Origin of the sequence: Streptomyces sp. NPDC017095 (assembly GCF_044332325.1) — a bacterium.
Lineage (GTDB): Bacteria > Actinomycetota > Actinomycetes > Streptomycetales > Streptomycetaceae > Streptomyces.
In genome coordinates this window covers 119,840-145,924 of the sequence record NZ_JBIROU010000008.1, presented here as the reverse complement: position 1 = coordinate 145,924, position 26,085 = coordinate 119,840, and the positions used below count along the sequence as shown (strand labels likewise).

18 protein-coding genes are annotated in these 26,085 nt (G+C 74.2%); 15 read left to right on the top strand and 3 right to left on the bottom strand.

Annotation, left to right across the window (positions count from 1 at the left end; all coding sequences use genetic code 11):
- Window positions 1-290 precede the first annotated feature (290 nt).
- From ACH4OA_RS17770 to ACH4OA_RS17705, 14 genes are all read left to right on the top strand, one after another.
- Complete coding sequence (locus ACH4OA_RS17770; protein WP_397969675.1) at window positions 291-1,418, top strand: fatty acid desaturase family protein; 1,128 nt, start codon at window positions 291-293, stop codon at window positions 1,416-1,418.
- Complete coding sequence (locus ACH4OA_RS17765; protein WP_365872788.1) at window positions 1,405-2,736, top strand: O-acetylhomoserine aminocarboxypropyltransferase/cysteine synthase family protein; 1,332 nt, start codon at window positions 1,405-1,407, stop codon at window positions 2,734-2,736. Before ACH4OA_RS17770 ends, ACH4OA_RS17765 begins: the two co-directional genes overlap by 14 nt.
- Entirely contained in the window at window positions 2,733-3,458 is a 726-nt protein-coding gene (locus tag ACH4OA_RS17760; RefSeq protein ID WP_397939108.1) for a gamma-glutamyl-gamma-aminobutyrate hydrolase family protein, read from the top strand. Before ACH4OA_RS17765 ends, ACH4OA_RS17760 begins: the two co-directional genes overlap by 4 nt.
- Window positions 3,459-3,486: 28 nt before the next feature.
- Window positions 3,487-4,662 carry a homoserine O-acetyltransferase gene (locus tag ACH4OA_RS17755; RefSeq protein WP_397969673.1) on the top strand — a complete coding sequence of 392 codons (1,176 nt, stop codon included), beginning with the start codon at window positions 3,487-3,489 and terminating at the stop codon, window positions 4,660-4,662.
- Window positions 4,663-4,724: 62 nt separating this feature from the next.
- Window positions 4,725-6,089 (top strand): glutamine synthetase family protein, encoded by a 1,365-nt coding sequence (locus ACH4OA_RS17750; RefSeq protein WP_397969671.1) that lies wholly within the window; start codon window positions 4,725-4,727, stop codon window positions 6,087-6,089.
- A 17-nt stretch (window positions 6,090-6,106) separates the two neighbouring features.
- Complete coding sequence (locus ACH4OA_RS17745; protein ID WP_397939114.1) at window positions 6,107-7,189, top strand: aminotransferase class I/II-fold pyridoxal phosphate-dependent enzyme; 1,083 nt, start codon at window positions 6,107-6,109, stop codon at window positions 7,187-7,189.
- Window positions 7,190-7,526: 337 nt separating this feature from the next.
- Window positions 7,527-8,288 (top strand): metallophosphoesterase, encoded by a 762-nt coding sequence (locus ACH4OA_RS17740; RefSeq protein ID WP_365872798.1) that lies wholly within the window; start codon window positions 7,527-7,529, stop codon window positions 8,286-8,288.
- Window positions 8,289-8,360: 72 nt separating this feature from the next.
- Window positions 8,361-9,200, top strand: a complete 840-nt coding sequence (locus tag ACH4OA_RS17735; protein WP_397939118.1) for a putative 2OG-Fe(II) oxygenase — start codon at window positions 8,361-8,363, stop codon at window positions 9,198-9,200.
- Window positions 9,201-9,282: 82 nt separating this feature from the next.
- Complete coding sequence (locus ACH4OA_RS17730; protein ID WP_397969669.1) at window positions 9,283-10,095, top strand: phytanoyl-CoA dioxygenase family protein; 813 nt, start codon at window positions 9,283-9,285, stop codon at window positions 10,093-10,095.
- Entirely contained in the window at window positions 10,092-11,216 is a 1,125-nt protein-coding gene (locus ACH4OA_RS17725; protein ID WP_397939122.1) for a zinc-binding dehydrogenase, read from the top strand. The genes ACH4OA_RS17730 and ACH4OA_RS17725 overlap by 4 nt, the downstream gene beginning before the upstream one ends.
- Window positions 11,217-11,403: 187 nt before the next feature.
- On the top strand, window positions 11,404-12,516 hold the full coding sequence (locus tag ACH4OA_RS17720; protein ID WP_397969667.1) for a DNA glycosylase AlkZ-like family protein: 1,113 nt from the start codon (window positions 11,404-11,406) through the stop codon (window positions 12,514-12,516).
- Between the two features lie 96 nt (window positions 12,517-12,612).
- A complete protein-coding gene (locus ACH4OA_RS17715; RefSeq protein WP_397939126.1) occupies window positions 12,613-13,884 on the top strand; it encodes an MFS transporter in 1,272 nt (423 codons plus the stop codon).
- A gap of 38 nt (window positions 13,885-13,922) precedes the next feature.
- Window positions 13,923-17,498, top strand: a complete 3,576-nt coding sequence (locus tag ACH4OA_RS17710) for a condensation domain-containing protein (protein WP_397969665.1) — start codon at window positions 13,923-13,925, stop codon at window positions 17,496-17,498.
- Window positions 17,495-19,042 carry an amino acid adenylation domain-containing protein gene (locus ACH4OA_RS17705; protein ID WP_397969663.1) on the top strand — a complete coding sequence of 516 codons (1,548 nt, stop codon included), beginning with the start codon at window positions 17,495-17,497 and terminating at the stop codon, window positions 19,040-19,042. Before ACH4OA_RS17710 ends, ACH4OA_RS17705 begins: the two co-directional genes overlap by 4 nt.
- Before the next feature lie 63 nt (window positions 19,043-19,105).
- On the opposite strand, the gene ACH4OA_RS17700 is transcribed toward ACH4OA_RS17705, so the two are convergent.
- On the bottom strand, window positions 19,106-22,654 hold the full coding sequence (locus tag ACH4OA_RS17700) for a condensation domain-containing protein (RefSeq protein WP_397969661.1): 3,549 nt from the start codon (window positions 22,652-22,654) through the stop codon (window positions 19,106-19,108).
- Window positions 22,655-22,803: 149 nt separating this feature from the next.
- Between ACH4OA_RS17700 and ACH4OA_RS17695 the strand changes: the two genes are divergently transcribed.
- Window positions 22,804-23,532, top strand: a complete 729-nt coding sequence (locus ACH4OA_RS17695; protein WP_397969660.1) for a thioesterase II family protein — start codon at window positions 22,804-22,806, stop codon at window positions 23,530-23,532.
- An 86-nt stretch (window positions 23,533-23,618) separates the two neighbouring features.
- Here ACH4OA_RS17695 and ACH4OA_RS17690 read toward each other — a convergent pair whose 3' ends face one another.
- Complete coding sequence (locus ACH4OA_RS17690; protein WP_397939135.1) at window positions 23,619-24,653, bottom strand: acyl-CoA dehydrogenase family protein; 1,035 nt, start codon at window positions 24,651-24,653, stop codon at window positions 23,619-23,621.
- 3 nt (window positions 24,654-24,656) lie between these two features.
- On the bottom strand, window positions 24,657-25,880 hold the full coding sequence (locus ACH4OA_RS17685) for an acyl-CoA dehydrogenase family protein (protein WP_397939137.1): 1,224 nt from the start codon (window positions 25,878-25,880) through the stop codon (window positions 24,657-24,659).
- Window positions 25,881-26,085: the final 205 nt, after the last annotated feature.

The following is a 26,085-nucleotide window of genomic DNA, read 5'->3' as shown; positions in this document are numbered from 1 at the left end:
CCGTGCCCGGACGGCGTTTCCCGTCCGCAAACCCCGCCGGCGGGGCCGCCGTCCCGCCGGCGCCTGGGTGCCACCGGCATATGACCTTGGTTCCCGGGAGCCGGCCCGCCTGACGGCACCCTCCCGGTCCGCCGTGTCGGCGGACACTACAGACCCACCCACCCCGCGCGCGTCCACGACGCGCTGACTTTCCCCCTCTGCGGCTGCGCACTTCGCTTACCCGCCCCCAACTCCCCGCATGCCACCCTTGATTGGATTCTGGTGTCGCGGAAAGGAAGGAGATCCACGGCATGTCTGGACACGACGTGCAAGACGAGCAGTGGGCCTATAACGGACGTCGCTACACCATGTACCGCTTCCCCGCCGACGTCGAGGCGGACCTGCGGAAGCTGAACCGCCCGGACAACTGGCACGCGGCGCTCGCCTGGGTGGCGGACGCCGTCTGGATCGCGGGTCTGATCCTGCTGTGTGTCTACGGCTCCTACTGGTGCTATCCCCTTGCCCTGGTCCTGATCGGGGCCCGCCAGCGCGGCCTGTCGACCATCCTGCACGACTGCGCGCACGGGGTGGGCATAGCCAACCGGACGTGGCAGATGGCCATGGGCACCGTCTTCACGGCGTATCCGATCTTCCAGCAGCACTACGCGTACAAGGTGTCGCACGTCTACACCCACCACCCGCGGCTGGGCAGTCCCGACCTGGACCCGGACCTCCGCTTCTTCATCGAGCAGGGTGCCTACCGGCGCGCGGGCAACGGGGCGTACGTGCGGCGGGTCGTCGTCATGCCGCTGCTGGGCTCGCAGACCTGGGGCTATCTGCGCTACCTGGTCCGCAACCGGTACCGCGTGCTGAAGGGCGAGGGCAAGGCGCAGGCGGCGGCGGCGAACCCGGTGCAGCGCCGCAAGCAGCGGCTGGACCGCATCGGCTTCTGGGCCTTCTGGGCCGCCGTCCTCGGCCTCGCGTGGTACGGCGGGTGGCTCGTCGGACTGGTGCTGTTCTGGTTCCTCCCGTACCTGACCAGCTTCCAGATCCTCGGCTGGTACATCGAGCTGTCGGAGCACACCCCGCTGGTCCGGGACTCCCGGGTGGACCTCTACATGACCCGCAACCGCAAGAGCCGGCTGTGGGAACGGCTGCTGACCGGCATCCACAACGACCACTTCCACCTGGAGCACCACCTCGACCCCCGGACCCCCTTCTACCGGCTGCCCGAGGCGCGCGCGATCCGGCTGCGCGACCCCGCGTACGCGGCCGTGGACGCCCAGTTCGGCGGCCTGTTCCACAAGGGGCCGCAGGGACAGCAGAGCGCCATGTCCGCCATCGTCCGGTACATGACCACGCCCACGGACACCGATCCGAACACGCACCTGAACCCGCCCACCACAGCGACCGGGGAGACCGCGCATGCCACCGCATGAGACACCCGCCCAGGGCAAGCAGTTCCGCAGCCCGCGGACCGCGACCGTGCACGCCGGGTACGAGTGGCGCATGGGGCCCACCCCGCCCGTCGTCACCCCGATCTTCCAGACGGCGGCCTTCGAGCTGCCCAGCACCGCCGCCGCGGCGGACATCTTCGACCTGCGCGAGGACGGCCACGCCTACTCGCGGCTCAACAACCCCACCTGCGACGTCCTCGAAGAGCGGATGGCCGCCGTGGACGGCGCCGCGGCCGGTCTCGCCGTGGCCTCCGGGCAGGCCGCCATCGCGCTGGCGCTGCTGAACATCTGCCAGGCCGGCGACAACATCGTCAGCTCCGAGGAGCTGTACGGCGGCACCTGGAACCTGCTGTCCAGCACCTTCTCCCGGTTCGGCATCGAGACCCGGTTCGTCAGCCCCGCGGACCCGAAGAACTTCGCGGCCGCCACCGACGAGAACACCCGCTGCTGGTTCGGCGAGACCCTGCCCAACCCCCGGCTGCGCCTGTTCCCCATCGGGGCCGTGGCGGAACTCGCCGAGCAGGAGGGCGTGCCGCTGATCCTGGACAACACGATGCTGCCGTACGTGTGCCGCCCGCTGGAGCACGGGGCGCACATCCTGGTGTACTCCGCGACCAAGTACATCGGCGGGCACGGCTCCACCCTCGGCGGGCTGATCGTCGACTCCGGCCGCTTCGACTGGGAGCGGCACGCCGCCCGGCATCCGCTGATGACCACCCCGGACGTCGCCCACGGCGGAGCGGTGTGGACGAACACCGGCGGCGACCTCAAGGCCCCGCTGGGACGCAGCGGCTACCTGCTCAAGGCCCGCGAGACCCTGCTGCGCGACCTGGGCCCCGCCCTCAGCCCCTTCAACGCCTGGCTGCTGATCCAGGGCCTGGAGACGCTGCCGCTGCGGATGCGGGCCCACGGCGAGAACTCCACCCAGGTCGCCGCCTTCCTCGCCGGACACCCCAAGGTCGGCTCCGTGCGCCACCCGAGCCTGGTCACCGGACAGGACGCGGAGCTGGTCGAGCGCTACCTCGGCGGCAACGGCGGACCGCTCGTCCAGTTCGAGCTGTCGGCGGGCCGCGAGGCCGGCTGCCGGTTCATCGAGGCGCTGCGCCTGGTCTCCCACGTCACCAACGTCGGCGACGTCCGCACGCTGGCCACCCACCCCGCGTCGACCACCCACGCCCAGCTCCCCGAGGCCGACCAGATCGCCGCCGGCGTCACCCCGGGCACGATCCGGCTGGCCGTCGGCGTGGAGGACCCCGGCGACCTGATCGACGACCTCGCCCAGGCCCTGGACGCTGCATGACGCGCCCGCTCGTCGCCCTCGCCTGCTCCACCGAGACCTGGGACGCGGTGCCGTACGCCACCGTCCGCCGCGCGTACGTCAGGGCGCTGGAGGAGGTGGCCGGCTGCGCGGTGGCGCTGATCCCCGGGCCCGCCGTGGACTTCGCCGCGCTGGCCGGGCGGTTCGACGGCCTGGTGCTCGGGGGACACGAGAGCAACGTGGCCCCCGAGCGCTACGGCGGTCCGCCCGCCTCCGGCTCCCGCGACCCCGACCGCGACGCGCTCGCGCTGGCGGCCGTCCGCCCGGTCCTCGACGCGGGGCTGCCCCTGCTGGGCATCTGCCGGGGTCTGCAGGAGCTGAACGTCGCCTTCGGCGGCACCCTGCGCGACCTGCCCACCACCGCGCACCGCGAGGACCTCTCGCTCCCGCGCGACCAGCAGTACCTGCCCGCGCACGAGATACGGCTCGCCCCGGACGGCCGGCTCCGGGACATCCTCGGCGGCCCGCCGTCCGTCCGGGTCAACTCCCTGCACATGCAGGCGATCGACCGGGTCGCGCCCGGACTGCGGGTGGAGGCCACCGCCGACGACGGGGTGGTGGAAGCCGTCTCCGTGGCCGGCGCGCGCTCCTTCGCCCTCGCCGTCCAGTGGCACCCCGAGTGGTACGCGGCCTCGGACCCGGTCTCGCAGGCGCTGTTCCGGGCCTTCGGGACGGCCGCCGGCAAACGCGCCGCAGACCGCTGAAACGACGGACGACAGGGAGATTTCAGCCGTGGACAGCCTTCCCGTGCCGCCTGAGAGGCCCGCGCCGCCGGATGTCGCCGCGCCCCTCAGCCGGCACCTCCGCTTCGCGCACCTCTTCCCGGCCGGCCGCCCGTTACGGCTCCAGGCCGGCGGGACCCTCAGCGACGTCCGCGTCGCGTACGAGGAGTACGGGACACCGGCCCCCTCCGGCGACAACACGGTCTTCGTCTGCCACGCCCTCACGGGTGACGCGCACCCCGCCCGGCACGACCCCGAGGACCTGCCGGGCTGGTGGGAGCCCATGATCGGCCCCGGCCGGCCGATCGACACCGACCACTTCCACGTCGTCTGCGCCAACGTGCTCGGCGGCTGTGCCGGCACCACCGGCCCGCGCACTCCGGGACCGGACGGGCGGCCCTACGGCCCGGACTTCCCCGCCGTCACCATGAGCGACATGGTGCGGGTGCACCGGGAACTCCTCGCCCACCTGGGCGTCGGCCGGCTGCACGCGGTGGTCGGCGGGTCCCTGGGCGGCATGCAGGCCCTGGAGTGGCTGCTGCGCCACCCCGGCGACGCGGCCGGCTTCGTCCTGGTCGCCACGGCCGCCGCCCTGACCACCGACAACCTCGCCTTCAGCGCCGTGGGCCGGGCCGCGATCCGCTCCGACGCCCGTTTCGCGCAGGGCCGGTACGCGGAGGACCCGGACAACCCCGGACCGGTGGACGGCCTCGGCGTCGCCCGGATGCTGGCCCACCTCACCTACATGTCGGCCGAGTCCCTGGACGCCAAGTTCGGCCGGCGGTTCCAGCCCGTCCCCGACGGCACCGGCGCCGCGCGCGGCCCGTTCGCGGTCGAGCGCTACCTCGAACACCAGGCGGGCAAGCTGGTCGCCCGGTTCGACGCCAACAGCTACCTCACCCTGACGGCCGCCATGGACGCCTACGACGCCTTCGCCCGGCCGCACGCCCTCGTCCCCGGCGCCACGCCCGACGTCCACCTGGTCAGCTTCGCCTCCGACCGGCTCTTCGGGCCGCAGGCCACCCGGGAACTGGACGAGCGGCTGACCGCCGCCGGACTGACGGTGACCCGGTACCACGACACGACGTCGGCCGCCGGCCACGACGCCTTCCTGCTCGACGAGCCCGGCTACCTCGCGCACATGGCCTCGCTGTTCCGCCTCCCCGCCCGCGTCCCGGCCGGCTGACCCGCCCGGCCGCCGCCCGCGGCCCCCGCACCCCGCACCCGAACCCGGAAGGTCCCCGCTCCGTGGCAGACCGCACACCGCCGCTGTCCGTGGAAGAACTGACGCGGCTCGTCGCGTCGGGCGCCATCGACACCGTCGTCCTCGCCTTTTCCGACATGCAGGGCAGGCTCCAGGGCAAGCGCTTCTCGGCCCGTTTCTTCCTCGACGAAGTCCTCGGCCACGGCACCGAGGCCTGTGACTACCTGCTGGCCGTCGACGCCGACATGAACACCGTCGACGGCTACGCGACCTCGTCCTGGGAGCAGGGCTATGGCGATTTCGTCGTACGCACCGACCCGGCCACCCTCCGCCTCACCCCCTGGCACGAGGGCACCGCCCTCGCCCTCGCCGACCTCGTCCGGCACGACGGCAGCCCGGTCGCCGTCTCCCCCCGGCAGATCCTGCGCCGCCAGCTCGACCGGCTCGCCGAGCGCGGCTGGAGCGCGTACGTCGGAACCGAACTGGAGTTCCTGCTCTTCAACAACACCTACGAGGACGCCTGGCGCGGCGCCTACCGCGGCCTGGAACCGGCCAACCAGTACAACGTCGACTACTCCGTCCTCGGCACCAGCCGGGTCGAGCCGCTGCTGCGCCGCATCCGCAACCACATGAGCGCCGCCGGACTCACCGTGGAGTCCGCCAAGGGCGAGTGCAACCTCGGCCAGCACGAGATCGCCTTCCGCTACGACGAGGCCCTCGTCACCTGCGACCAGCACGCGATCTACAAGACCGGGGCCAAGGAGATCGCCGCCCAGCAGGGCTCCGCGCTCACCTTCATGGCCAAGTACGACGAGCGCGAGGGGAACTCCTGTCACATCCACCTCTCGCTGCGCGACGAGCAGGGCCGGCCCGTCTTCGCCGACGAGGGCGGCGGCATGTCCCCGGTCATGCGCCACTTCCTCGCCGGACAGCTGGCCGGGCTGCGGGAGTTCTCGCTGTTCTACGCCCCGCACATCAACTCGTACAAGCGCTACCGGCCCGGTTCCTTCGCGCCGACGGCCGTCGCCTGGGGACACGACAACCGCACCTGCGCCCTGCGCGTCGTCGGCCGCGGCGCCGGTCTGCGCGTCGAGAACCGCGTGCCCGGCGGTGACGTCAACCCCTACCTGGCCGTCGCCGCCATGATCGCGGCCGGCCTGCACGGGGTCGACCAGCGGCTCGAACTGCCCGAGCCGTGCGCCGGCAACGCCTACGCGGACCCCGGCATACCGCGCGTCCCCGCCTCGCTGCGCGACGCTGCCGCCCTGTGGCACTCCGGCGAACTGGCCAAGGACGCGTTCGGCGAGGACGTCGTCGACCACTACCTGAACATGGCGCGCGTCGAGCAGGACGCCTTCGACACCGCCGTGACGGACTGGGAGCGCTTCCGGTCCTTCGAACGCATGTGACCCCTGAGGAGCTTCCGTTGACACCGCCGATGAAGATCACCGAGTTGCAGGGCGGGGATCTGCGCACCCTTTCCGGTTCCATCCATCTGGACCTGAGCACCTGCGTCAACCGCTACGGCCCCCCGCCGGCCGTGGAGGCCGTCCTGCGGTCCGTCGACCCCCGCGAGATCCTGGCCCACCCCTACGGCATGGAGGAACGGTTCGTCGACGCGTACGCCACGTTCCTCGGGGTCGCGCCCGAGCACCTGGTCCCGGGGCGCGGCATCACCGAGTTCATCCGCGTCCTGGCCCAGTTGCTGCCGACCTCCGAGGTCGCCGTCATCACCCCCGACTACACCGACACCATCCGGTGGTTCCCCGTGCACGAGGGACCGCTGCCGGGCGTCACGGAGACCGCCCAGTCCCGGCTGGACCGCGTGGCGTCGGCCATGGCCAGATACCCGTACGTGTTCTTCTCCAACCCCAACAACCCCCTGGGGCTGTACCTGCACCGCGACCACCTGACCGACCTCTGCCGCGCGCACCCGGACTCCGTCCTCATCGTCGACGAGGCGTACATCGACTTCATGGCGGAGCACCGCGAACTGTCCATGGTCCACTCCGGCCTGGACAACGTCGTCGTCCTGCGCTCGCCCAACAAGCTGCTGGGCGTGGCCGGCACGCGCACCGGAGCGCTGTGGACCCGCAACACGGAGCTGCGCAGGCGGGTGGCGGAACGCAAGATCAACTGGACGCTGTCCTACCTGGACGCCGCCGTCGTCACCGCCTCGCTGTCCGGCACCGACTGGATCGACCGGACCCGGCTGGCCCTCCTGGACAGCGCCGACCGCCTGGAAGGTCTGCTCAGCGCCCGCTTCCCCGGCACCATCACCGGGGTCCCGGTGCACTACCGGTTCGTCGAGAGCGACGAACCGGGGGAGATCCACCGGCTGTTCGCCGAGTCCGGCATCGCGGTGCGCGCCTTCGACGGGACCGAGCCCGGCCGCGTCTCCGGGGTGCGGATCACCGCCCCCACCCATGAGGAGCTGACCGCGCTGCCGGCCGTACTGCGGGAGGCGGCGGCCGACAGCGACGCGAAGGCGGCCGTCCCGGCCGGCTGACCGCGACAACGCGAGAACACAGGGCCGCGCCGGAGCGCCGGACCCGTATGGAAAGACCCAGGGCCTGTCCGGCGAGCCGCCGGACGGGCCCTCGTGGTGTTCCCCCTCCGGGGCCCCGGCCCGCCCGGGAATTACGGAAGCAGACCCTCCGCCGCCACCCCCTTGAAAAGTCGTCGTTCGCCGGTACCTTGATACGGCAGTCGTCGGTGAGGGAAGGGGAATTCGGCCGAACACTGGCCTGATTCGGAGTGGCGGAGGTAGGTTGGACCGGGTGAGGCCCTCCGGGAACGTGTGGGCGATCAGCGACTTGCACGTGTCGTATGAAGAGAATTCCGAGTTGGTCCTCCGGCTCCGGCCGGAGCGCGACGACGACTGGTTGATCATCGCGGGGGACGTCGGTGAAACCGTGGAGCAGCTGGAATGGACTCTGGACGAGCTGGGCCGGCATTTCTCGACACTGGTATGGGTCCCGGGAAATCACGAACTGTGGACCACGCGTGACGACCCCGACCCGGCGCGCGGGGACGCCCGGTACCGGCGGCTCGTAGAGGTGTGCCGGCGCCGCGGGGTGTTCACCCCGCAGGACCCGTTCCCGGTGTGGGAGCGGGACGCGGAGCGGGTGGTCGTGGCGCCGCTGTTCCTGCTGTACGACTACACCTTCCTGCCCAGGGGGGCGCGCACGCCCGAGGAAGGGCTGGCCGCCGCCCGGGCGGCCGGTGTGGTCTGCACCGACGAGTACCTCCTGCATCCCGACCCCTACCCGAGCAGGGCCGAGTGGTGTGCGGCCCGGCTCGCCGAGACCAGGCCGAAGCTGGCCGCGCTCGGCGGCAGCCGCACGGTCCTGGTGAACCACTGGCCCCTCGTCAGGCAGTCCACCCGCGTGCTGCGCCACCCGGAGTTCGCCCAGTGGTGCGGCACCGAGGCGACCGCCGGCTGGCACCGGGAATTCCGGGCCGAGGCGGTGGTGTACGGGCATCTGCATCTGCCCCGCACCACCGTGTACGACGGCGTGAGATTCGAGGAGGTGTCGGTCGGTTATCCGCAGGAGTGGCGGCGGCAGACTTTCCGCCGCCCGGGGTGGCTGAGGAAAATACTGTAGTCCTGGCGAAGTCCGGGGATCGGCCGGGTGCACGGCCGGGGAATAAGAGTCATTCGCTTCGGGGAGGGTGCGATGATGGACGGGACAGTGACGGATTCCGCGCTCGAAGACGTCAGCACGAACGGCTCGCCTATTTACACGTTGTTCGATGTGGAGACGACCGACAGCCTCACCAGGGACCATATTCTGCGTCTCGCCGCGGGTGTGGTCGGCGCGGTCCGCGTCCGTGGCTTCTCCTCGCTCCAGGACTGCCGGGACGTCATGTCCGCGCTGGAGACCTGCCCGCTCGGAGCGTACGACGAGGCCTTGATCTACCCCCGCATCGCCAAGCTGGGTCCGGCCGCCTACGACTTCTACAGCGCGCACGGTCTGGACGAGCACTACTGGAAGCACGCCGAGGAGTCCGTGCGGACCCGGTCGGCGCTGCTGCGCGGCGGCGACCCGATGGACCTGGCGGCCGGCCGGCTGCGGGAGGCATGGGGGGACGACCTGGTCCCCGCCACCTCCGGCGGACGCCCGATGTTCGCCGGGATGATCCGGGAGATCACCCACGGCGCCAAGATCCACTTCGACGAGGTGCTCCGGGAGTTCCCCGGCGCCCTGGACGAACCGCCCGCCAGCTTCCTGACCTTCAACTGGTACCTGTCCATGCCGGACGCCGGCGGCGAGACGGTCGTCCACCGCCACCGCTGGGACCCGGCCGACGAGCGCCACCGCGACGGGTACGGCTACGCGGAGGAGTCGGTGGCGCACCTGCCCGCGGCCGTCGTCGCCCCCGAGACCGGGGACGCGGTCCTGTTCGACTCCCGCAACTTCCACTCGGTCCGCCCGGTCGCCGGCGCGGGCCGGAGGGTCAGCCTCTCCTTCTTCCTGGGCGTCACGGGCCGCGGCCCGCTCGCGATCTGGTCCTGAACCGCCGCCTGGCGCGGCGTCCGACTTCTCTGTCCGGTGGGGCGGTGCCTCGCGGGACCACCACCACGTCCAGGGGGGACGCATGCAACTGAACGACGAACAGGTCCGCCGGTACCGGGAGAGAGGCTTTCTGCTCGTCGAGTCGGTGTTCCAGGCGGCGGAACTCGACGCGCTGCGGGCGGCGTTCGACCGCGACAGCCGGATCCCGGGGGACCAGCGCATCCTGGAGGAGCGCGGCGACACCGTCCGCGCGGTCTACAGCTCGCACCTGCGCCAGCCCGAGTTCGCCGCCCTGGTCCGCACCGGCCGGCTGCTCGCACCGGTGCGCCGGCTGCTGGGGCGGGACGTGTACCTCTTCCAGTTCAAGGTGAACGCCAAGCCGCCGTTCACCGGCGAACAGTGGGCCTGGCACCAGGACTTCCTGGCCTGGCGGCTCGCGGACAACCTGCCCGAGCCGCGGCTGGTGAACGTCGGCGTGTTCCTGGACGACGTCACCGAGTTCAACGGCCCCGTCATCTTCGTGCCCGGCTCGCACCGGGCCGGGCTGGTGGGCGACGGCCAACGGCGCGCCACGAAGTCCGCGCAGCATCTCGACCCCGACGACATCAGCCTCACGCCCGCGCAGCTCGCCGGCCTGGTGCGCGGGGGCGGCATGGAGAGCCCCAAGGGCCCGGCCGGGTCGGTGGTCTTCTTCGACCCCGAGATCGTGCACGGCTCCGCGCCGAACATGTCACCCTTCCCGCGCAAGCTGCTGATCGCGACCTACAACGCGGTCGGCAACGAACCCCGGCCGGTGGGCGAACCCCGGCCCGACTACCTGATCTGCCGCGACAACCGGCCGCTGCGGGTCAGCGACGAACCCCTGGTGGGCGCAGGCCGAGGAGGCGACGGATGACGGCGGTGCAGACGGACGGCGGGACCACGGCCCGCGCGGTGGTCCTGGAGCGCTTCGGCGAACCGCTGGCGCTCAGACGGTTCGAGGTGCCGCCCGCGCCGCCCGGCGGGCTGGTGGTGGCGAGCCGCTGGGCCGGGATCTGCGGCACCGATCTCCACCTCCGCCAGGGGCACCTGCCCATCCCGACCCCGCTGGTCCTCGGCCACGAGGGCCTGGGCACCGTGACGGAACTCGGCCCGGGAACGGAGCGCGACGCGAACGGCGACCCGCTCTCGGTCGGGGACCTGGTGATGTGGGCGTCCTCCATCGCCTGCGGGGAGTGCGTCCCGTGCCGTACCCACCGCGAACCGACCCTGTGCGAGAACCGGCGGACCTACGGCGTCAACCGGCCGGTCACGGACGATCCCGCGCTGGCCGGGTCCTGGGCCGAGCGGATCGTGCTGCAGCCGCGCACCACCGTGGTCCGGCTGCCCGCCGGGGTCGACCCGCTCGCCGCGATGTCCTTCGCCTGCGCCGGACCGACCATGGTGCACGCGCTGTACGAGCGCAGGCCGGTGCGGCTGGGCGAGACCGTCGTGGTCCAGGGCAGCGGGCCGGTCGGCCTGGCCGCCGCCGCGCTGGCCCAGCTGGCCGGCGCCGGCCGGGTGATCCTGGCCGGCGGTCCCGAGCGGCGGCTCGCGGTCGCGGCCGCGTCCCGCATCGCCGATCACCACGTCGACGTGGCCGGCGCCGCCGACCCCGCCGCCGCCCTGGCCCGGGTGCGGGAACTGACCGGCGGCCGGGGCGCCGACCTGGTGGTGGAGTGCACCGGGGTGCCGGCGGCGGTCGACCAGGGACTGCGGCTGTGCCGGCGCGGCGGGTCGTACCTGGTGGTCGGCCAGTACACGGACAGCGGGGACACCCTCGTCAACCCGCACCAGATCGTGCACCGGCAGCTCGACGTGGTCGGCTCCTGGGCCTTCAGCGGGGCGCACCTGGTGGAGTACGTACGGCTGCTGCCCGCGCTGGTCCGGAGGTTCGACCTGGCCGGCCTGGTCACCACCTTCGCGCTCGCCGAACACGATGCGGCGCTGGACGCGGTCGCGCGTGGTTCCGTCCTGAAAGCGGTCCTCGTCAGCTAGGCTGTCGCGCATCCCTTTGCGCCAACTGCCATGCGTGGCAAGGGCATTGGATTATCACGTCCCGCGTGGCGGCCGGTCCGGCGAGCGGGCACGGGGCCCCGGGCGGCCCGTCGCGCGGCTCCGCGCCCGGCGCCCGGGGACGGCCCGCCGGGACAGTCGCCCTCCGAAAGTCAGCGAGGAGTACGTCATGAAGGTCAGCTGGGATCAGGTGCTGGCGTGGCGGCTGCGGCGGCAGTTCCTGGAACCGCTCGCCGATCCCGGCCCGGCCGAGGTGGTCGGCCGGCTGTGCGGGGTGCAGGCCCAGGTGACCTCCTCCGCCGAGCTGGCGATCGCCCTGCGCCGCGCGAGCGCGGACACCGGCCCGCTGGCGGCGGCGCTGCGCGAGGGCGCCCTGATGAAGACCTGGGTGATGCGCGGCACGCTGCACTGGGTCGCCCCGGCCCAGGGCGCCGACTTCCTCTCCCTGCTCGCCTCCGCGCGGACCTGGGAGAAACCGGCCTGGACCCGGGAGTTCGGCGCGACACCGGAGCAGGTGGCCGCACTGGCGGAGAAGGTCCCCGAGATCCTCGACGGGACCGAGCTGTCCCGGGAGGACCTGGCCGCCGAGCTGATCCGGGACAAGCGGTTCGCCGGGATGGAGAAGCAGCTCAAGTCCGGCTGGGGGGCCCTGCTGAAGCCGCTGGCCTGGCAGGGCGCGCTCTGCTATGGCTCCGGCCAGGGCGGCCGGATCACCTTCACCAGTCCCCGTACCCGCGTGGCCGGCTGGAAGGGGCTGCCCGACCCGGCCGAGGCCGGCCCCCGGGCGCTGGCCGCCTACCTCGGCGCCTACGGACCCGCCCGGCCGGAGACGTTCGACGCCTGGCTCTCCCGGGGCAGCCTGCGCAAGACCGTGCTGCGCGCCTTCGTGGACGGACTCGGCGACCGGCTCACCGAGGTGGAGGTGGAGGGCCGGCCCGCGTACGTGCTCACCGAGCACGCCGAGGAGCTGGCCGCCACCGAGCCGGCCCGCTCGGTGCACCTCCTCGGCGGGTTCGACCAGTACATCCTCGGGCCCGGCACCAAGGCCGAGGAGATCCTGCCCGCCGCGCACCGGGCCAAGGTCAGCAAGACCGCCGGCTGGATCTCCCCCCTGGTGGTCGTGGGCGGGCGCGTCACCGGCGTCTGGGAGGTCACGGACCGGCAGCTCGCCGTGACCCTGTTCCCCGGCGCCTCCGCCCCGGCCCGCGAGGACCTCGACGCCGCGGCGGACCGGGTCGCCCGGGCCGCCGGTCTCGGCTCCCTGACGGTACGGGTGTCCTAGGCGCGGCACCGCGCCGGCCGGCGTACCGGCACCGCGGCCGGACCCCGCGCATCCCCGCACCGCGTCCGACAGCTCTAGAGAGGTTGGGTAGACCCCATGGTTGGCAAGACCAGATCGGTGCTGTTCCGCAACCGGGACTTCGCCCTGCTGTGGTCCGGCGAGACGGTGAGCCTGCTGGGCAGCGAGATCAGCATCATCGCCCTCCCGTCGCTGGCGGTCCTCGTGTTCGGCGAAGGGGCGCTGGGCGTCGGCCTGCTGGTCGCGCTCCAGTGGATACCCTTCGTCCTCCTCGCCCCGCTGATGGGCGTGTACACCGACCGGCTGCGCCGCCGGCCCCTGATGCACCTGGCCAACGTCGGGCGGTTCGTCACCCTCGGCTCGCTGCCGCTGCTGGCCGCCCTGGACCACCTGACCCTGACCCACCTCTATGTGGTGGCCGTGGTCAAGGGCGTCTTCGACGTCGTCTACCAGCTCGCCTACCAGGCGTACCTGCCGCAGCTCCTGGAGCGCCAGGACCTGGCGGACGCCAACGCCAAGACCCAGCTCAGCCGGTCGCTGTCGATCGTCTTCGGGCGTTCCGCGGGCGGCGCGCTGGTCGCCGCGACCGGCGCGGCCAAGGCCGTGACGGCGGACGCCCTGTCCTACCTGCTCTCCAGCCTCGCCCTGCTGTCGGTCCGCTCCCCGGAACCCGCCCCCGCGCCCGCCCGGCGCGGCCTCGCCGCCACCCTGGAGGACCTGCGCGGCGGGGTCCGGCTCACCTTCGACAACCGGCTGCTGCGCAACCTCACCCTGATGGCCGCCTTCGGCAACACCGCCGTGTCCATGGTCCTCGCCATGGTGATCGTCTTCGCCTACGACGACCTCGGGTTCAGCGCCGGCCAGGTCGGCCTCGCGCTCGGCGCGGGCGGCGTCGCCGTGGTGGCCGGTGCCGTCCTGTCCCGGCGGATCACCGCCGCGCTCGGCCTCGGCCGCTCGCTGATCTTCACCCACCTCGTGCTGGGCCTCGCCTTCGCCTTGCTCCCGGTCGCCGGCCAGGGCGGCAAGACCTTCGCGATCGTGGTGCTGATCGCCTCCCAGTGCGTCTCCTCCTTCACGGTGCCGATCGCCAACGTCGGCATCATGACCCTGATCCAGAAGTCGACCCCGCCGCAGGCGATGGGCCGGGTCGGCGGGGTCGCGCTGCCGTTCGTCTGGGGCGCCAACGCGCTCGGACCGCTCCTCGGCAGCGCGATCTCCGCGGCGGCGGGCACCCCCGCCACCTTCCTCGTGGCCACCGTGCTGGCATGGGCCGCCACCGTGTGGATCGTGCTCGGCTCGGTGCACCGGCTCGCCGACGACGTGCCCGAGGAGCTTCGCGTCGCTGTCTGAGGCACCACCCCGACGACCTCTCGGAAGGAACGGCTGCCATGCGGGACCCACAGACCCACGACGACATCGAGGACAAGCGCGGACGGCTCGCCGCGCTGCTCGCCGCCTCCGCGGGGACGGCAGGCAACCACACCGGCCCGGTCTCCTTCGCACAGCGCCGGCTGTGGATCCTCGACCGCCTGGTGCCCGGCAGCAGCGCCTACAACGTCCCGATCGTGCTGCGCAGCCGTACGGCACCCGACCCGGAGGCGTTCGGCCGGGCGCTGGCGGAGGTGATCCGGCGCCACGAGGTGCTGCGGACCGTCTTCGCCGGCACCGACGGCGTCCCCGTGCAGCGGGTCCGTCCGCCGTACCGGCCGCGGATCGAGGTGCGCGACGTCGCCGCCGGGCCGGACCCGGCCGCCCGCGCCGACGCCCTCGTCCGCGACTTCGTACGACAGCCCTTCGACCTGGCCGCCGGACCGCTGCTGCGGGTGCTGCTGGTCCGGGCCGGCGACCAGGACCACCTGATCGCGCTGACCGTGCACCACATCGTCTGCGACGGCTGGTCGATCGTCACCCTCTTCCGCGAGCTGGACGCCCTCTACCGGCAGGAACGCACCGGCGAACCGGCCGGCCTGGCACCGGTGGAACGGCAGTACCTGGACTTCGCCCGGTGGCAGCGGGCCCGGCTCTCCGGCGAACGGCTCCAGGAGCTGAACGGCTACTGGCGCGAGCGGCTGGACGGCGCGCCCGGTCTGCTGCAACTGCCGCTGGACGCCGCCCGCCCGGTGCACCACCGGGCCAACGGCGGCGTGCGGGAGTTCCGGTTCGCGCCCGGACTGCGCGAACGGGTCCTGGAGTTCGCCGCCCGGGAGAAGACCACCCCGTTCGTCGTGGTGCTGGCCGCGTTCGCCGCGCTGCTGCAACGCTTCACCGGCCAGGACGACATCGTCGTGGGCGTCCCCGCCGCCGGGCAGACGCACGGCGGCCTCCAGGACATGGTCGGCTTCTTCGTCAACACCCTCGTCATGCGGCTCGACCTGACCGGGGAGCCGGGCCTGCGCGAGGCGGCCGCCCGGGCGCGGGAGACCGCCGTCGGCGCGGTCGCTCACCAGGACATGCCGTTCGAGAAACTCGTGGTCGAACTCCAGCCCGACCGCAATCCCACGGTCACCCCCGTCTTCCAGGTGCTGTTCAACTTCCAGACCGCCTCCGACGAGCGAGTGCGCCTGCCCGGACTCGACGCCGACCTGGTGCCCTTCGACACCGGGATCGTCCGCTTCGACCTGGAGTTCAACGTCTTCGTCGGCGAGCGCGAGATGGGCGGCACCTGGCTGTACAACCGCGACCTGTTCCCGGCCGCGGCCGTCGACCGGCTCGCGGCCCTGCTGGAGCGGCTGCTCACCGCGGCCGTCGCCGCCCCCGACACCCCGCTCACCGCGCTCGACCTGTTCCGCCCCGAGGACCTCGCGGAACTCCGGCGCGTCGGCGGCGCCGCCGAGCCGCTCACCGGCGTACCCGCCCCGCGCCGCCCGGCCGCCACCGCCGTACGGACAGGCGGCGGCGACCGCACCGGAGTGCTGCCGCCGCTGCCCGACCCGGCCGCGGACCCCGCCCTGCGGCACGCGGTGGACCGCCGCCGGCGCGCCTTCGACCTGCCTCCCGGAGCACCGGTGCTCATCGCCGCGGCCCCCGGGCAGGTCGCCCCGGACGAGGCCCTGTGGGTCCTGGAGGCGGGCGGCGAACTGCTCGTCCCCGAGCCGGGACGCCCGCTGCGCGAGGCCGTGCTGCACGCCCTCGCCACCGAGGACGTCGACACCCTGCGGCTGGCCCCCGCCCTGCTCACCGAGGTGCTGCACGCCGTCGAGCACGGCGGCCTTACGCTGAAGCCGCGCCGGATCGTGGTCGCCGACGAACCGCTCGCCCTCGCGCTCGAACGCCGCTGCCTGCGCCTGCTGCCCGGTACCGAGCTGTGGACCGTCCACCGCGCCGAGGGCATCGGTGACATCGCCGCCCGGCGCTGCGCCGGCGACGCGCCCGCCGGACACGACCTGGCCGGCACCGTCGACCCGGCACTCGCGGTGCGGATCAGGGACGCGGCCGGACGGCTCGTCCCGGTCGGCGCGCCCGGCCGCGTCTGCGTCTCCCGCCGCGCCGACCTCGGCGACGAGACGCCCAGCGGCAGCCTCGGCCGGTTCCGCGAGGACGGCCTGCTGGAGGTGCTCGGCCCCGAGGACCGGCAGATCCACGTCCGCCAGGTCCGCGTCCCGCGCGGCGAGATCGAGGAGACGCTGACCGCGCACCGGGCGATCGGCGACGCCCGGGTGGTCGCCGGCACCGCGCCCGACGGCTCCCCCCGGCTGACGGCCCACCTCACGCCCGCCACCGGCGAGGCCGGCACCGGCACCGGAGAATGGGCCGACCTCGCCACCCTGCGCGACTCCGTGCGCGCCCACGCCCAGCGGGTGCTGCCCGGCGTGCTCGTGCCGCACGCCTACGTCTTCCACGCGGCGCTGCCCCTCACCGCGACGGGCACCGCGGACCGGGAGGCGCTCGGCGCGACCGCCCCGGCGGAGGAGAACCGGCCCCCGTACGTGGCACCGCGCGACGCCACCGAACGCCTGCTGGCCGACATCTGGCGCTCCGTGCTCGGCACCGGACGCGTCGGCGTCCACGACAACTTCTTCCTGCTCGGCGGCCACTCGCTGCTCGCCATCCAGCTGATGACCCGGCTGCGCCGGGCCACCCGGGTCGACCTGCCGGTGAGCGTGCTGTTCCGCTACCGGACCGTCGCCGACCTGGCGGCCCGGGTGAACAGCGTCGCGGGCGGCGCCGGGGCGGAGGGCAGCCTGGTGCGGATGCAGTCCGGGCCGGCGCCGCTTTTGGTGGTCGCCGTCCACCCGGCCGGCGGCGGGGTGTTCTGCTACGGGCCGCTCGCCACCGCGCTGACCCACCGCACGGTGTACGCGTTCGAGGGCCGGCACCCCGGCGAGTCGCTGACCGCCCTCGCCGAACGCTATCTGGAGCGGCTTGCGGCCGAACTGCCCGAGCGGAGCCCGTTCGCGCTGCTCGGCTGGTCCTTCGGCGGGGTCGTGGCGTTCGAGATGGCCCGGCTCCTCGCCGAGCGCGGCCGGCCCGTGCCGCCCCTGATCATGCTCGACTCCTTCCTGTTCGAAGGAGACGTCAACGACCCCCGGGCCGAGACCCGCATCCTGGAAGGCTATCTGGAGGGCGTGCGCGCCGACTTCGACCTGGACCTGCCGGTGACGGCCCCCGACCGGCTGACGCCCCGGCGGGTCTTCGCGGACCTGCTGGAACGGCTCGGCGCGGACGCCCCCGAGGTCCTGGACCTGGAGGAGATGTCACGGCAGTACGCGGTGTACCGCTCGCACATCCTCAACCTGGCCGCCTACCGGCCGCCGGGGCCGCTGTCCGGCCCGGTGCACCTGATCAAGGCCGAGCGGTCTCCCGAACGGGTGGACACCTGGACGGAGTTCGCCCCGGGGCTCACCGTCGACCGGGTCGCCGGCGACCACTACTCCCTCATGCGCAACCCCGGTCTCGCGGCGGTGGCCGCCCGGGTCGAGTCCCTCCTCGCCGACGCCACGGCCGTAAGGGGTGAGCGGCGATGACACGACGGACCGACGCGGCGACGGTGGTCGGCGCACTGGGCGAGGCGGCCGCCGCGCACGGCCGGGTCCCGGCGGTCGTGGACGGGGACCGGAGCCTCGACCACGCGACGCTGTGGCGGCAGGCGGGCCGGGTCGCCCGGCGGCTGCGGGCCCGCGGCGTGCGCAACGGCGACGTCGTGGCCCTGGCCGCCGACCGCAGCGCCGGGCTCCTGGTCGGGCTGGTCGGTGTCCTGCGGTCCGGCGCCACGGTGCTCCCGCTGGACGTCACCTATCCCCGGGCCCGGCTGATGATGATGCTCCAGGACAGCGGCGCCCGGATCGTCGTCGGGCACGAGCACACCGTCGGGCCGTTCGCCGGCGAGGGCCGGGAGGCGGTCGTCCTCGCCGACGCGCTGGCCGGCGAAGAGGTGCCGGCCGACGCGGAACTGCCCGAGCCGCACCCCGGGGACGGCTGCTACCTGCTCTACACCTCCGGCTCCACCGGAGGCCCCAAGGCCGTGCTCATGCCCCACGCCGGACTGGCCAACCTGGTCCGCTGGCAGGCCGGCGCCTCCGGGGTCGGACCGGGGTCGCGGACCCTGCAGTACGGCGCGATCTCCTTCGACGTGGCCCTCCAGGAGATCTTCTCCACGCTCGCCACCGGGGGCACGCTGGTCTGCGTCGACGAGGACACCCGCCGCAACCCGGTCCGCACCTGGGAACTGATGATCGACTCCGGGGTGGAACGCATCTTCCTGCCCTACGTCGGGCTCCAGGCGCTGGTGATGGTCGCCGACGACGTGCCCGTCGAGCGGTCGGCGCTGCGCGAGATCATCCCCGGCGGCGAACAGCTCCAGTGCACGCGGGCCCTGCGGGAGCTGCTGCGCCGGCTGCCGGAGTGCCGGATCAGCAACCACTACGGCCCGGTCGAGACCCACGCGGTCACCTGCCATCCGCTGGAGGCCGACCCCGGGCGCTGGCTGTCCCTGCCCCCGATCGGCAAGCCGATCCCGGGCAACCGGGTGCACGTCCTGGACGAGGAGGGCCGCCCGGCCGCGGTCGGCGAGATCGGCGAACTGTACGTCGCGGGCGACCAGGTCTCCTACGGCTACTGGCGTCGGCCCGGCCTGACCGCCGAGCGCTTCCTGCCCTCCCCGGACGGCGACGGCGGGCGCGTGTACCGCACCGGCGACCTCGCGCGGCTGCGGCCCGACGGCTCGCTGGACTTCCTCGGGCGGGCCGACGACCAGGTCAAGATCCGTGGTTTCCGGGTGGAGCTGGCCGAGGTGGAGGCGGCGGTCAGCGACCACCCCGAGGTCGCCGCGTGCGGGGCCACCGTCGCCGGGGACGAGGGCATCGACCGGGTCCTGGTGGCCTTCGTCGTGCCCCGGCCCGGGTTCGACGCGGAGGAGGTCCGCGCGGAGCTGCGCGGGAGGCTGCCCGGGCATCTGGTGCCCGAGGTGTTCCACGCGGTCGGCGCGCTGCCGCAACTGCCCAGCGGAAAGCTGGACCGGCGCGGCCTGCGGCTGCTGGCCGAACGGGAACCGACGGCCGGCCCCCGCTGACGGCCGGAGGAACCGGCGGACGGACGCGATGCGTCCGTCCGCCGGTTCCTCCGTGTCCGGCCGTTACGCCGAGGGCGCCGGGCGGCCTGCCAGCGCGGACAGCCGGAGGGTCGGGTCGGCGGTGGCCGCGGTCAGCAGCGCGGTCAGGCGGCGCAGGTGGCGACGGCCGGTCTCGGGCTTCCACAGGCCCGTGTCCAGCTCCAGCATGACCTGGAACCCGTCCGCGCGGACGAGGCCGTGGAAGGAGAGGTCGTAGCGGGCGGTGCCGTGCGAGAGCAGCTCGTAGTCCACGCGGCAGCCGGGCAGGTCCACCGGCATCCAGCCGTCCAGCTGGAGTTCGCAGGTCACCTGGTAGAGCGGGTGCCGGTCGGCGGGGCGCTCGGCGCCGGCCGCCTCCAGGATCTCCGGGAACGGCAGCCGCTGGTGGTCGTAGGCCCGCAGCAGGCTCGCCCCGACCCGTTCCAGCAGGTCGGTGAAGCGGGGGTCTCCGGAGCAGTCCGCGCGGACCGGGACCACGTTGAGGAAGCAGCCCATCAGGTGTTCCGCGCCCCGCCGGCCCCGGTTCTCGGTCGGCACGCCGACCACCAGGTCCCCCGGGCCGTCGCCGAGGTGGTGCAGCAGGGCCACGACGGCCGTGAGGAAGACCGCGTACGGGGTGGTGCGCCGCTCGGCGGCCAGCGCGAGCACCGCGTCGGCGAGCGCGCGGGGCGCCGGGTGGGCGAGGAACTCACCGGTGTGGCCCGGCCGTTGCGGCCGCGGATGATCGGTCGGCAGCTCCAGCGCCGGCGCCCCGGCCAGCGCGCCCTGCCAGTACCGGCGCAGCCGGGCGCCCTCCGGACCGGCCAGCATCTCCCGCTCCGAGGCGGCGAGTTCCGCGAAGTCCAGCTCCAGTTCCGGCAGGCCGGCGGTGTCCTGGCCGGTGCGCCGCCGGTAGTGGACGGACAGCTCGCGCATGAACACCGTCATCGACACCTCGTCGGTGACCAGGTGGTGGAAGAGCAGGTGCAGCACGTGCCGTCGCGCGTCGAGCCGGACCAGCCGCGAGCGCAGCAGGGGACCCGTGGACAGGTCGAAGCCGCCGTACGCGGTCTCCTCCTCCAGGGCCCGGTTGCGCGCCGCACGCTCCTCGGCGGGCAGTCCCGACAGGTCGGTGACCGGGACCTCCGCTCCCCGGAACGGCAGGATGCGCTGCACGGGCTCGCCGTCGGCCTCGGTGAACACCCCGCGCAGCCCGTCCTGGCGGGCCACCACGTCCCCGACGGCGGCGCACAGCGCGGCGGTGTCCAGCGGCCCGTCGATGCGCAGCAGCAGCGGGATGGTGTGGGTCAGCCGGCCCGGGTCGAGCTGTTCCGCCAGCCACAGCTGGCGCTGGGCGGCCAGCAGCGGGACGGTCCGCTCGACGTCGGCGCGGGGCCGCGCGGCAGCGTCGCGCGCGCCGTCGGGACCGGCGGCCGGGTCCTGCTCGCCGAGCAGCCGCAGCATGTCCGCGAGCCGCGGCTCGCGGTGGTGCAGCTCCTCGGCCAGCAGCGCGGGCGTGGAGTTCTCGAACAGCACCCGCAGACCGATCTCGACGCCCAGGCTCTCCCGGAGGTTCGCGGCCAGCCGGGCGGCGAGCATCGACTGGCCGCCGAGGGCGAAGAAGTCGTCGTCCGGGCCGACCTCCGGCAGGCCCAGCGTCTCCGCCCACAGCTCGGCGACGACCGGGACCAGCACCTGCGCCGGGTGGCCGTCCGGGGCCGGGCCGCCGGGGGCGCCGGCCCGCTCCGGCGGGTCGAGGAGCCACAGTTCGCCCGCCGGACCGCGCCGCACGGTCAGCCCGGTCGGCTCCGCCCGGCCGTCGACGTCGAGCACGAGGGGCGCGGGGGCGCAGGTGGCCAGCGGGGCCGACGGCGGGAGCGGGGTGCCGCCGACGGGCCGTACGGCCGGGAAGGTGCCGGACGGGCCGGTCAGGTCGACGGCGAGCAGGACGGAGCAGCCCGCCGGGCGGACCAGGCGCAGGACGCGCGTGGCGCCGGCCGACCGCAGCCGGGAGACGTCGCCCGGGTCCAGCGGGCCGTCGACCAGCACGGTCCCGGCCTCGGGCAAGGTCTCCGGCCGGCCGGCGGGGCCGATGTGCACGGCCGCGACGGCGGCCCGGGCGCCGGCCGTGCCGGCCGCGGCCCCCGCCCGCCGGACCGCCGCCGCCAGCGCCTCGGCCTCGGCGAAAGCGGGGCCGGCGAGCACGGTGTCGGCGGGACCCAGCCCGAGCAGGCCGGCGAGGTCGGCGGCCGGTGCCTCGCCCGGCGGCGGGGCGGTCAGCGCCGGTCGCGAGGCGGGCCGGCCGGGGTCGGCCAGCCAGTCGGTGAGCAGCCGTTCGTAGTCGGCGGCCAGGGCGGCGATGCCGGCCTCGGTGTACAGGACGGTGTCGTACTCCACCCACAGCCCGCACGTCTCCTCGGTCGCCTCCAGCTCCACGATGGTGTCGAACCGGCCCCGGGTCCGCTCCACCTCCACCGGCACCGCCGCGAGCCCCGCGAACTCGCCGGTGCCGACCGCGTCCACGAGCGGGATGAACAGATGCTGGATCAGCGGCGTCCGGCCGGGGTCGCGCGCGGGGCGGGCCAGGTCGAGGATGCGGCCGAAGGGCAGCCGGCCGTGTTCCACCGCGCCGGCCACCGCGCGGGCGCAGCGCTCGGTCAGGCGGTCCAGCGTCGGATCGCCGGACACGTCCAGGCGCAAGGGGAGGGTGTTGGCGAACTGGCCCACCAGACCGGCGGTCTGCGCGGAGGTCCGGTTCGCGGCGAGCACGCCCAGCACCAGGTCCTCGGCGCCGGTGGAGCGGGTGATCAGGGCGGCGAAGGCGGCCAGCGCGACCGAGTAGACCGTGGTGCGCCGCCCGGCCGCGTAGGCGTGCAGGGCGGGGGCCAGCTCCGGCGCGAACCGGAAGCGGGTGCGCCGGCCGGCCGTGCCCTTCACCCGGGGGCGGGGCCGGTCGGTCCGCAGATCCAGGGCGGCGGGTGCGCCGTCCAGCGCGGAGCGCCAGTAGGGGCCGTCGGTCCGCTCGGCGGCGGGCAGCAGGTGCTCCCGCTCCCAGGCCGCGTAGTCGCCGTACTGGAGGTCCGGATCCGGTACGGCCGGTGTGCCCGGGCCGGCCGCGCAGTCCCGGCTCAGCTCGTCCCACATGATCCGTACGGCGGTGGCGTCGGCGACGAGGTGGTGCACGGCGAGGGCGAGGACCTGCGCCCCGGCGTCGAGGCGGACGAGCAGCAGCCGGAACAGCGAACCGGCCGCCGGATCCATCTCCCGGGCCGCGAACGCGGCCAGGGCCGCGGCCAGCGCGTCCTCGCGCCCGGCGGCGGGCCGGCCGGACAGGTCCAGCACCTCCAGCGGCGCATCCTCGGGTGCGGGGGACACCCACAGCGTGGTCGTGCCGTCCGCCGCCGTGACGGTGCGCGCGCGCAGGATCTCGTGGCGGCGCAGCAGCGCGAGGGCGGCCCGCCGCAGGTCCGCCACGTCCAGCGCGCCCGCCAGACGGACGGCGACGCACTCGCCCTGGGCGGTGCCGCCGGCGCCGGCGCTCACGAAGTGCTCCTGGATCGGCGCCAGCGGAATGCTGTAGCCCGCCTCCTGCATGGGACCCCCTGGTGTTCCGCGAATCACTGACATATCGTCAGTTACGTGAGAAATGAGGCTGGTTGAGCTGATGACAGAACAAAAGCCGCTCGTTACGATCGGCGGCGTTCCAGCTCCCTGTGACTTCCGGCCGAACGGTGGTGGGCGTGATGGCGATTCCCCGGTGGTTCCTGCGCAGTCCCTCGCCCGACGCCGAGTTCCGGCTGCTGTGCTTCCCGTACTCCGGCTGCGGCGCCTCCATGTACGCGGGCTGGCCGCAGTGGACCGGCCCGGTGGAGGTGCTGCCGCTGCAGCTCCCCGGCCGGGAGAACCGGATGCGCGAGCCGCACTACGGCACCTACGCGCAGCTCGCGGACGAGGTGGTGAACGGCATCGCCGCCTATCTGGACCGGCCGTACGCGGTGTTCGGCCACTGCGGCGGGGCCCTGCCGGCCTTCGAGACCGTGCTGCGCGTCCAGGAGGCGGGACTGCGCCCGCCCGAGCGGTGTTTCGTCTCCTCCCAGGTGGCCCCGCAGGACGGGCCGTACGGCCGGTTCCTCGGCCTGTCCGAGGAGGGGCTGCGAGGCGAGCTGCGCGGACTGTTCGCGGCGCTCGGCTCCGCGGATCCGCCGCCCGACATGCTCGACCTCTTCCTGGAGGTGATGCGCGCCGACCTGGAGGCCAACCGGAAGTACCACCGCCCGGTGGCGGCCGGCGCCTCCTGCCCGCTCACCGTGATCGGCTGGGACCAGGACACGGAGGTGCCGTACGGGTTGATGGGCGGCTGGGAGCGGTGGGCGGACACCTCCACGGTGGTGCTGCCCGGCACCCACTACACCTTCCTGAGCGCCCCGGACGCGCTGCTGGAGCGGCTGCGGACGGACCTGACCGGCGGCTGAACCGGCCCGCCCGCCGGCGGCGTCCGCGCGGCCGGTCCGGGCGGCGGCCGCCGTCCCGCCGGACCCGGCGGGCGCCGCCCCGGTGGTCACTCGCCCAGGCCGGGGGCCGCGCGGTCCCCGGCCGCCAGGTGCGCGCCCGCCTCCTGCCACAGCAGGCGGGGTGTGCCCAGCCGGACCGCCTCCACGGAGGCGTGCCGGTAGGCGGTGGCGGCCGTCGAATGGGCCAGCATGCCCCGCACCCCGTGCAACTGGACGGCCAGCCGGGCGCAGGCGAGGGCGTGTTCGGCGGCGGCGGCGAGCGCCTGGGCGGCGACGGCCCGGCAGTCCTCGCCCCGGTCGTGCCGCCAGGCGGCCTCGTGCACGAGCAGGTGCCAGCCGTCACCCTCCCCGGTCAGCCGGGCCAGCCGGTGCGCCACCGACTGGCGCTCCACCAGCGGTGTGCCGAACTGGCGCCTCGTGTTGACGTGCGTGCGCGCCGCCGCGAGCGCGGCCTCGGCGATCCCGGTCAGCACCGCGGCCTGGCGCACCCGGGCCGCGGCCAGCGCCGGGTGCGGGACCGGACCGTCCACGGCGAGCGGCTGGGCGGGAGCGCCGGTGAAGCGCAGCAGCCGGCCGGGCAGTCCGAGCAGCGGATGGTCCACCGGCTCCACGCCCGGACCCGTGGGCACGGCCGTGCACCACCGGGCCGACCCGTCCGGGCCGGTCGCCCGGACCACCGCGAGCGCGGCCTCCTCGACGGGCAGCGGCCCGCTGTCCCCGAACAGCCGGCCCCGCTCGTCCAGCCGCACGGTGGGCGGGCCGTGCACGCCGACGGTGACGAGCTGGGTCTCGCCCTTGGCGCACCGGGCGGCGAGCGCGGCGGCGGTGCGGTCCGCCGGCAGCAGGTCGAGCGCGAGGCGCGTCTCGCGCCGGGCGGGCAGCGGGCACAACTGGCGGCCCAGCTCCAGATCGACCGTCACCTCGGCGCCCAGCCCCAGGCCGTAGCCGCCGAGACGGTCGGGCAGGCCGAGTTCGGGCACCCCGATCGCGGCCAGCTCGGCGTGGGTCTCGCCGGTGCGGCTGAGCGCGGCCCGTACCGCCTCCGCGAGCCGTATCTGCACCGGGTCCAGGGTCAGATCCACCGGTCAGCCTCCCGTTCCCACGTCGTCGAGCAGCCGTGCGCCGGTGACGATGTCGAGCAGCACCTCGGACGCGCCGCCCGAGACGGTCATGCCGGGCGCCTCCCGCAGGGCCGCCTCCAGCACCCGGTCCGGTGCGTCGGCGCCGTCCGGGCGGACGGCGGACAGGCCCAGCACCTCCAGCGACCACCAGGACACCGCCTGCGCGGTCTCGCTCGCGTGCCACTTGGACAGGGAGGCCGTGGCGATGTCCGGCCGGTCCTCCTGGAGCTGTTGCAGCGCCCGGCAGGTCAGCAGCCGGGTGGCGGCCAGCCGCGCCTGGTGGCGGGCGAGTCCGGCCCAGGCGTCGGCGTCCGGTACGGGTGCGTCCGGCAGGTGGGCGCCCGGTGCGGGTGCGGTCGGCATCCGGGCGTCCGGTGCGGGTGGGGCCGGCAGCCGGCCGGCGGTCAGGCCGAGCCAGTGCCGGGCCCGCGCGTAGTAGTCCAGGCCGCTGCGCTCGGCCGCGAACATCCGGGTGATCAGGGACCAGCCGTCGCCCGGGGCGCCGAGCACCGCGTCCGCCGCCACCCGCGCCTCGTCCAGCCGGACGTCGTGGAACTGCTCGTCGGCCAGGCTGGGCAGGGGCCGCACGCGCACCCCCGGCGCGTCCAGCGGGACCAGGAAGAGGGAGATGCCCTCGTACCGGCTCCGCTCCGGGGCGGTGCGCACCGCGCACAGCGCGAGATCGGCGTACGCGGTCTTCAGGTTGTAGGTCTTGCGGCCCGTGACGGCCCAGCCGCCGTCCGGCAGCGGCCGGCCCCGCGTGGTGATGCCGGCGAGGTCCGAGCCGTGCTCCGGCTCGGTGAACAGGATGCAGACGGACAGGTCCCCGGCGGCGAGCCGCGGCAGCAGCGCCGCGCGCTGCCCGGGCGTCCCCGCCTGGAGGATCAGCGAGCCGACGATCTGCACGGAGATGTAGTACAGGCTCTGCGGCACGCCGTGGGCGACGAGTTCCTCCAGCAGGACGACCGTCTCGGTGAAGTCCCCGCCGCGCCCGCCGTACTCGGGTGGCCAGGACGGGGCCAGGACGCCCGCGCGGCCCAGATGCCGGTACAGGGGCCGGACGTCGCCGTCCATTCCGTCGGCGCGCCCCCGGACCTCCGCCAGCAGGGTCCGGGTGTCGCCAGAGGCGAGCAGAGCGCGCAGCTCTTGTCTGAAGTCGAGGGTTCTCCGGGTGACGCTCAAATCCATGAACGCGTCCTTGTCGAGACTCGATGGCCGCACTACTGTGGCACACGTTGTCCGTCCTTGAATAGTGCCGCATCGGCCCGTCGACGGGTGAGCGCCGGGGGGATCCGGAGCGTCGGCGATGTGTCGGCCGAGTTCGCCGGCCGAGCTTTTTCTCGCGGTGTATCCGACGTAGTCCTTGTGCCGTTTTTGCTGTGGCGCCGGCTGT

What these genes read in the sequence shown, in the direction of transcription:
- ACH4OA_RS17760 (WP_397939108.1), top strand. Translation starts at nt 2,733, where the DNA reads ATGACGCGCCCGCTCGTCGCCCTCGCCTGCTCCACCGAGACCTGGGAC.
- ACH4OA_RS17710 (WP_397969665.1), top strand. Translation starts at nt 13,923, where the DNA reads ATGCGGGACCCACAGACCCACGACGACATCGAGGACAAGCGCGGACGG.
- ACH4OA_RS17700 (WP_397969661.1), bottom strand. Translation starts at nt 22,654, where the DNA reads ATGCAGGAGGCGGGCTACAGCATTCCGCTGGCGCCGATCCAGGAGCAC.
- ACH4OA_RS17735 (WP_397939118.1), top strand. Translation starts at nt 8,361, where the DNA reads ATGATGGACGGGACAGTGACGGATTCCGCGCTCGAAGACGTCAGCACG.
- ACH4OA_RS17685 (WP_397939137.1), bottom strand. Translation starts at nt 25,880, where the DNA reads ATGGATTTGAGCGTCACCCGGAGAACCCTCGACTTCAGACAAGAGCTG.
- ACH4OA_RS17730 (WP_397969669.1), top strand. Translation starts at nt 9,283, where the DNA reads ATGCAACTGAACGACGAACAGGTCCGCCGGTACCGGGAGAGAGGCTTT.
- ACH4OA_RS17715 (WP_397939126.1), top strand. Translation starts at nt 12,613, where the DNA reads ATGGTTGGCAAGACCAGATCGGTGCTGTTCCGCAACCGGGACTTCGCC.
- ACH4OA_RS17725 (WP_397939122.1), top strand. Translation starts at nt 10,092, where the DNA reads ATGACGGCGGTGCAGACGGACGGCGGGACCACGGCCCGCGCGGTGGTC.
- ACH4OA_RS17770 (WP_397969675.1), top strand. Translation starts at nt 291, where the DNA reads ATGTCTGGACACGACGTGCAAGACGAGCAGTGGGCCTATAACGGACGT.
- ACH4OA_RS17765 (WP_365872788.1), top strand. Translation starts at nt 1,405, where the DNA reads ATGCCACCGCATGAGACACCCGCCCAGGGCAAGCAGTTCCGCAGCCCG.
- ACH4OA_RS17705 (WP_397969663.1), top strand. Translation starts at nt 17,495, where the DNA reads ATGACACGACGGACCGACGCGGCGACGGTGGTCGGCGCACTGGGCGAG.
- ACH4OA_RS17695 (WP_397969660.1), top strand. Translation starts at nt 22,804, where the DNA reads ATGGCGATTCCCCGGTGGTTCCTGCGCAGTCCCTCGCCCGACGCCGAG.
- ACH4OA_RS17720 (WP_397969667.1), top strand. Translation starts at nt 11,404, where the DNA reads ATGAAGGTCAGCTGGGATCAGGTGCTGGCGTGGCGGCTGCGGCGGCAG.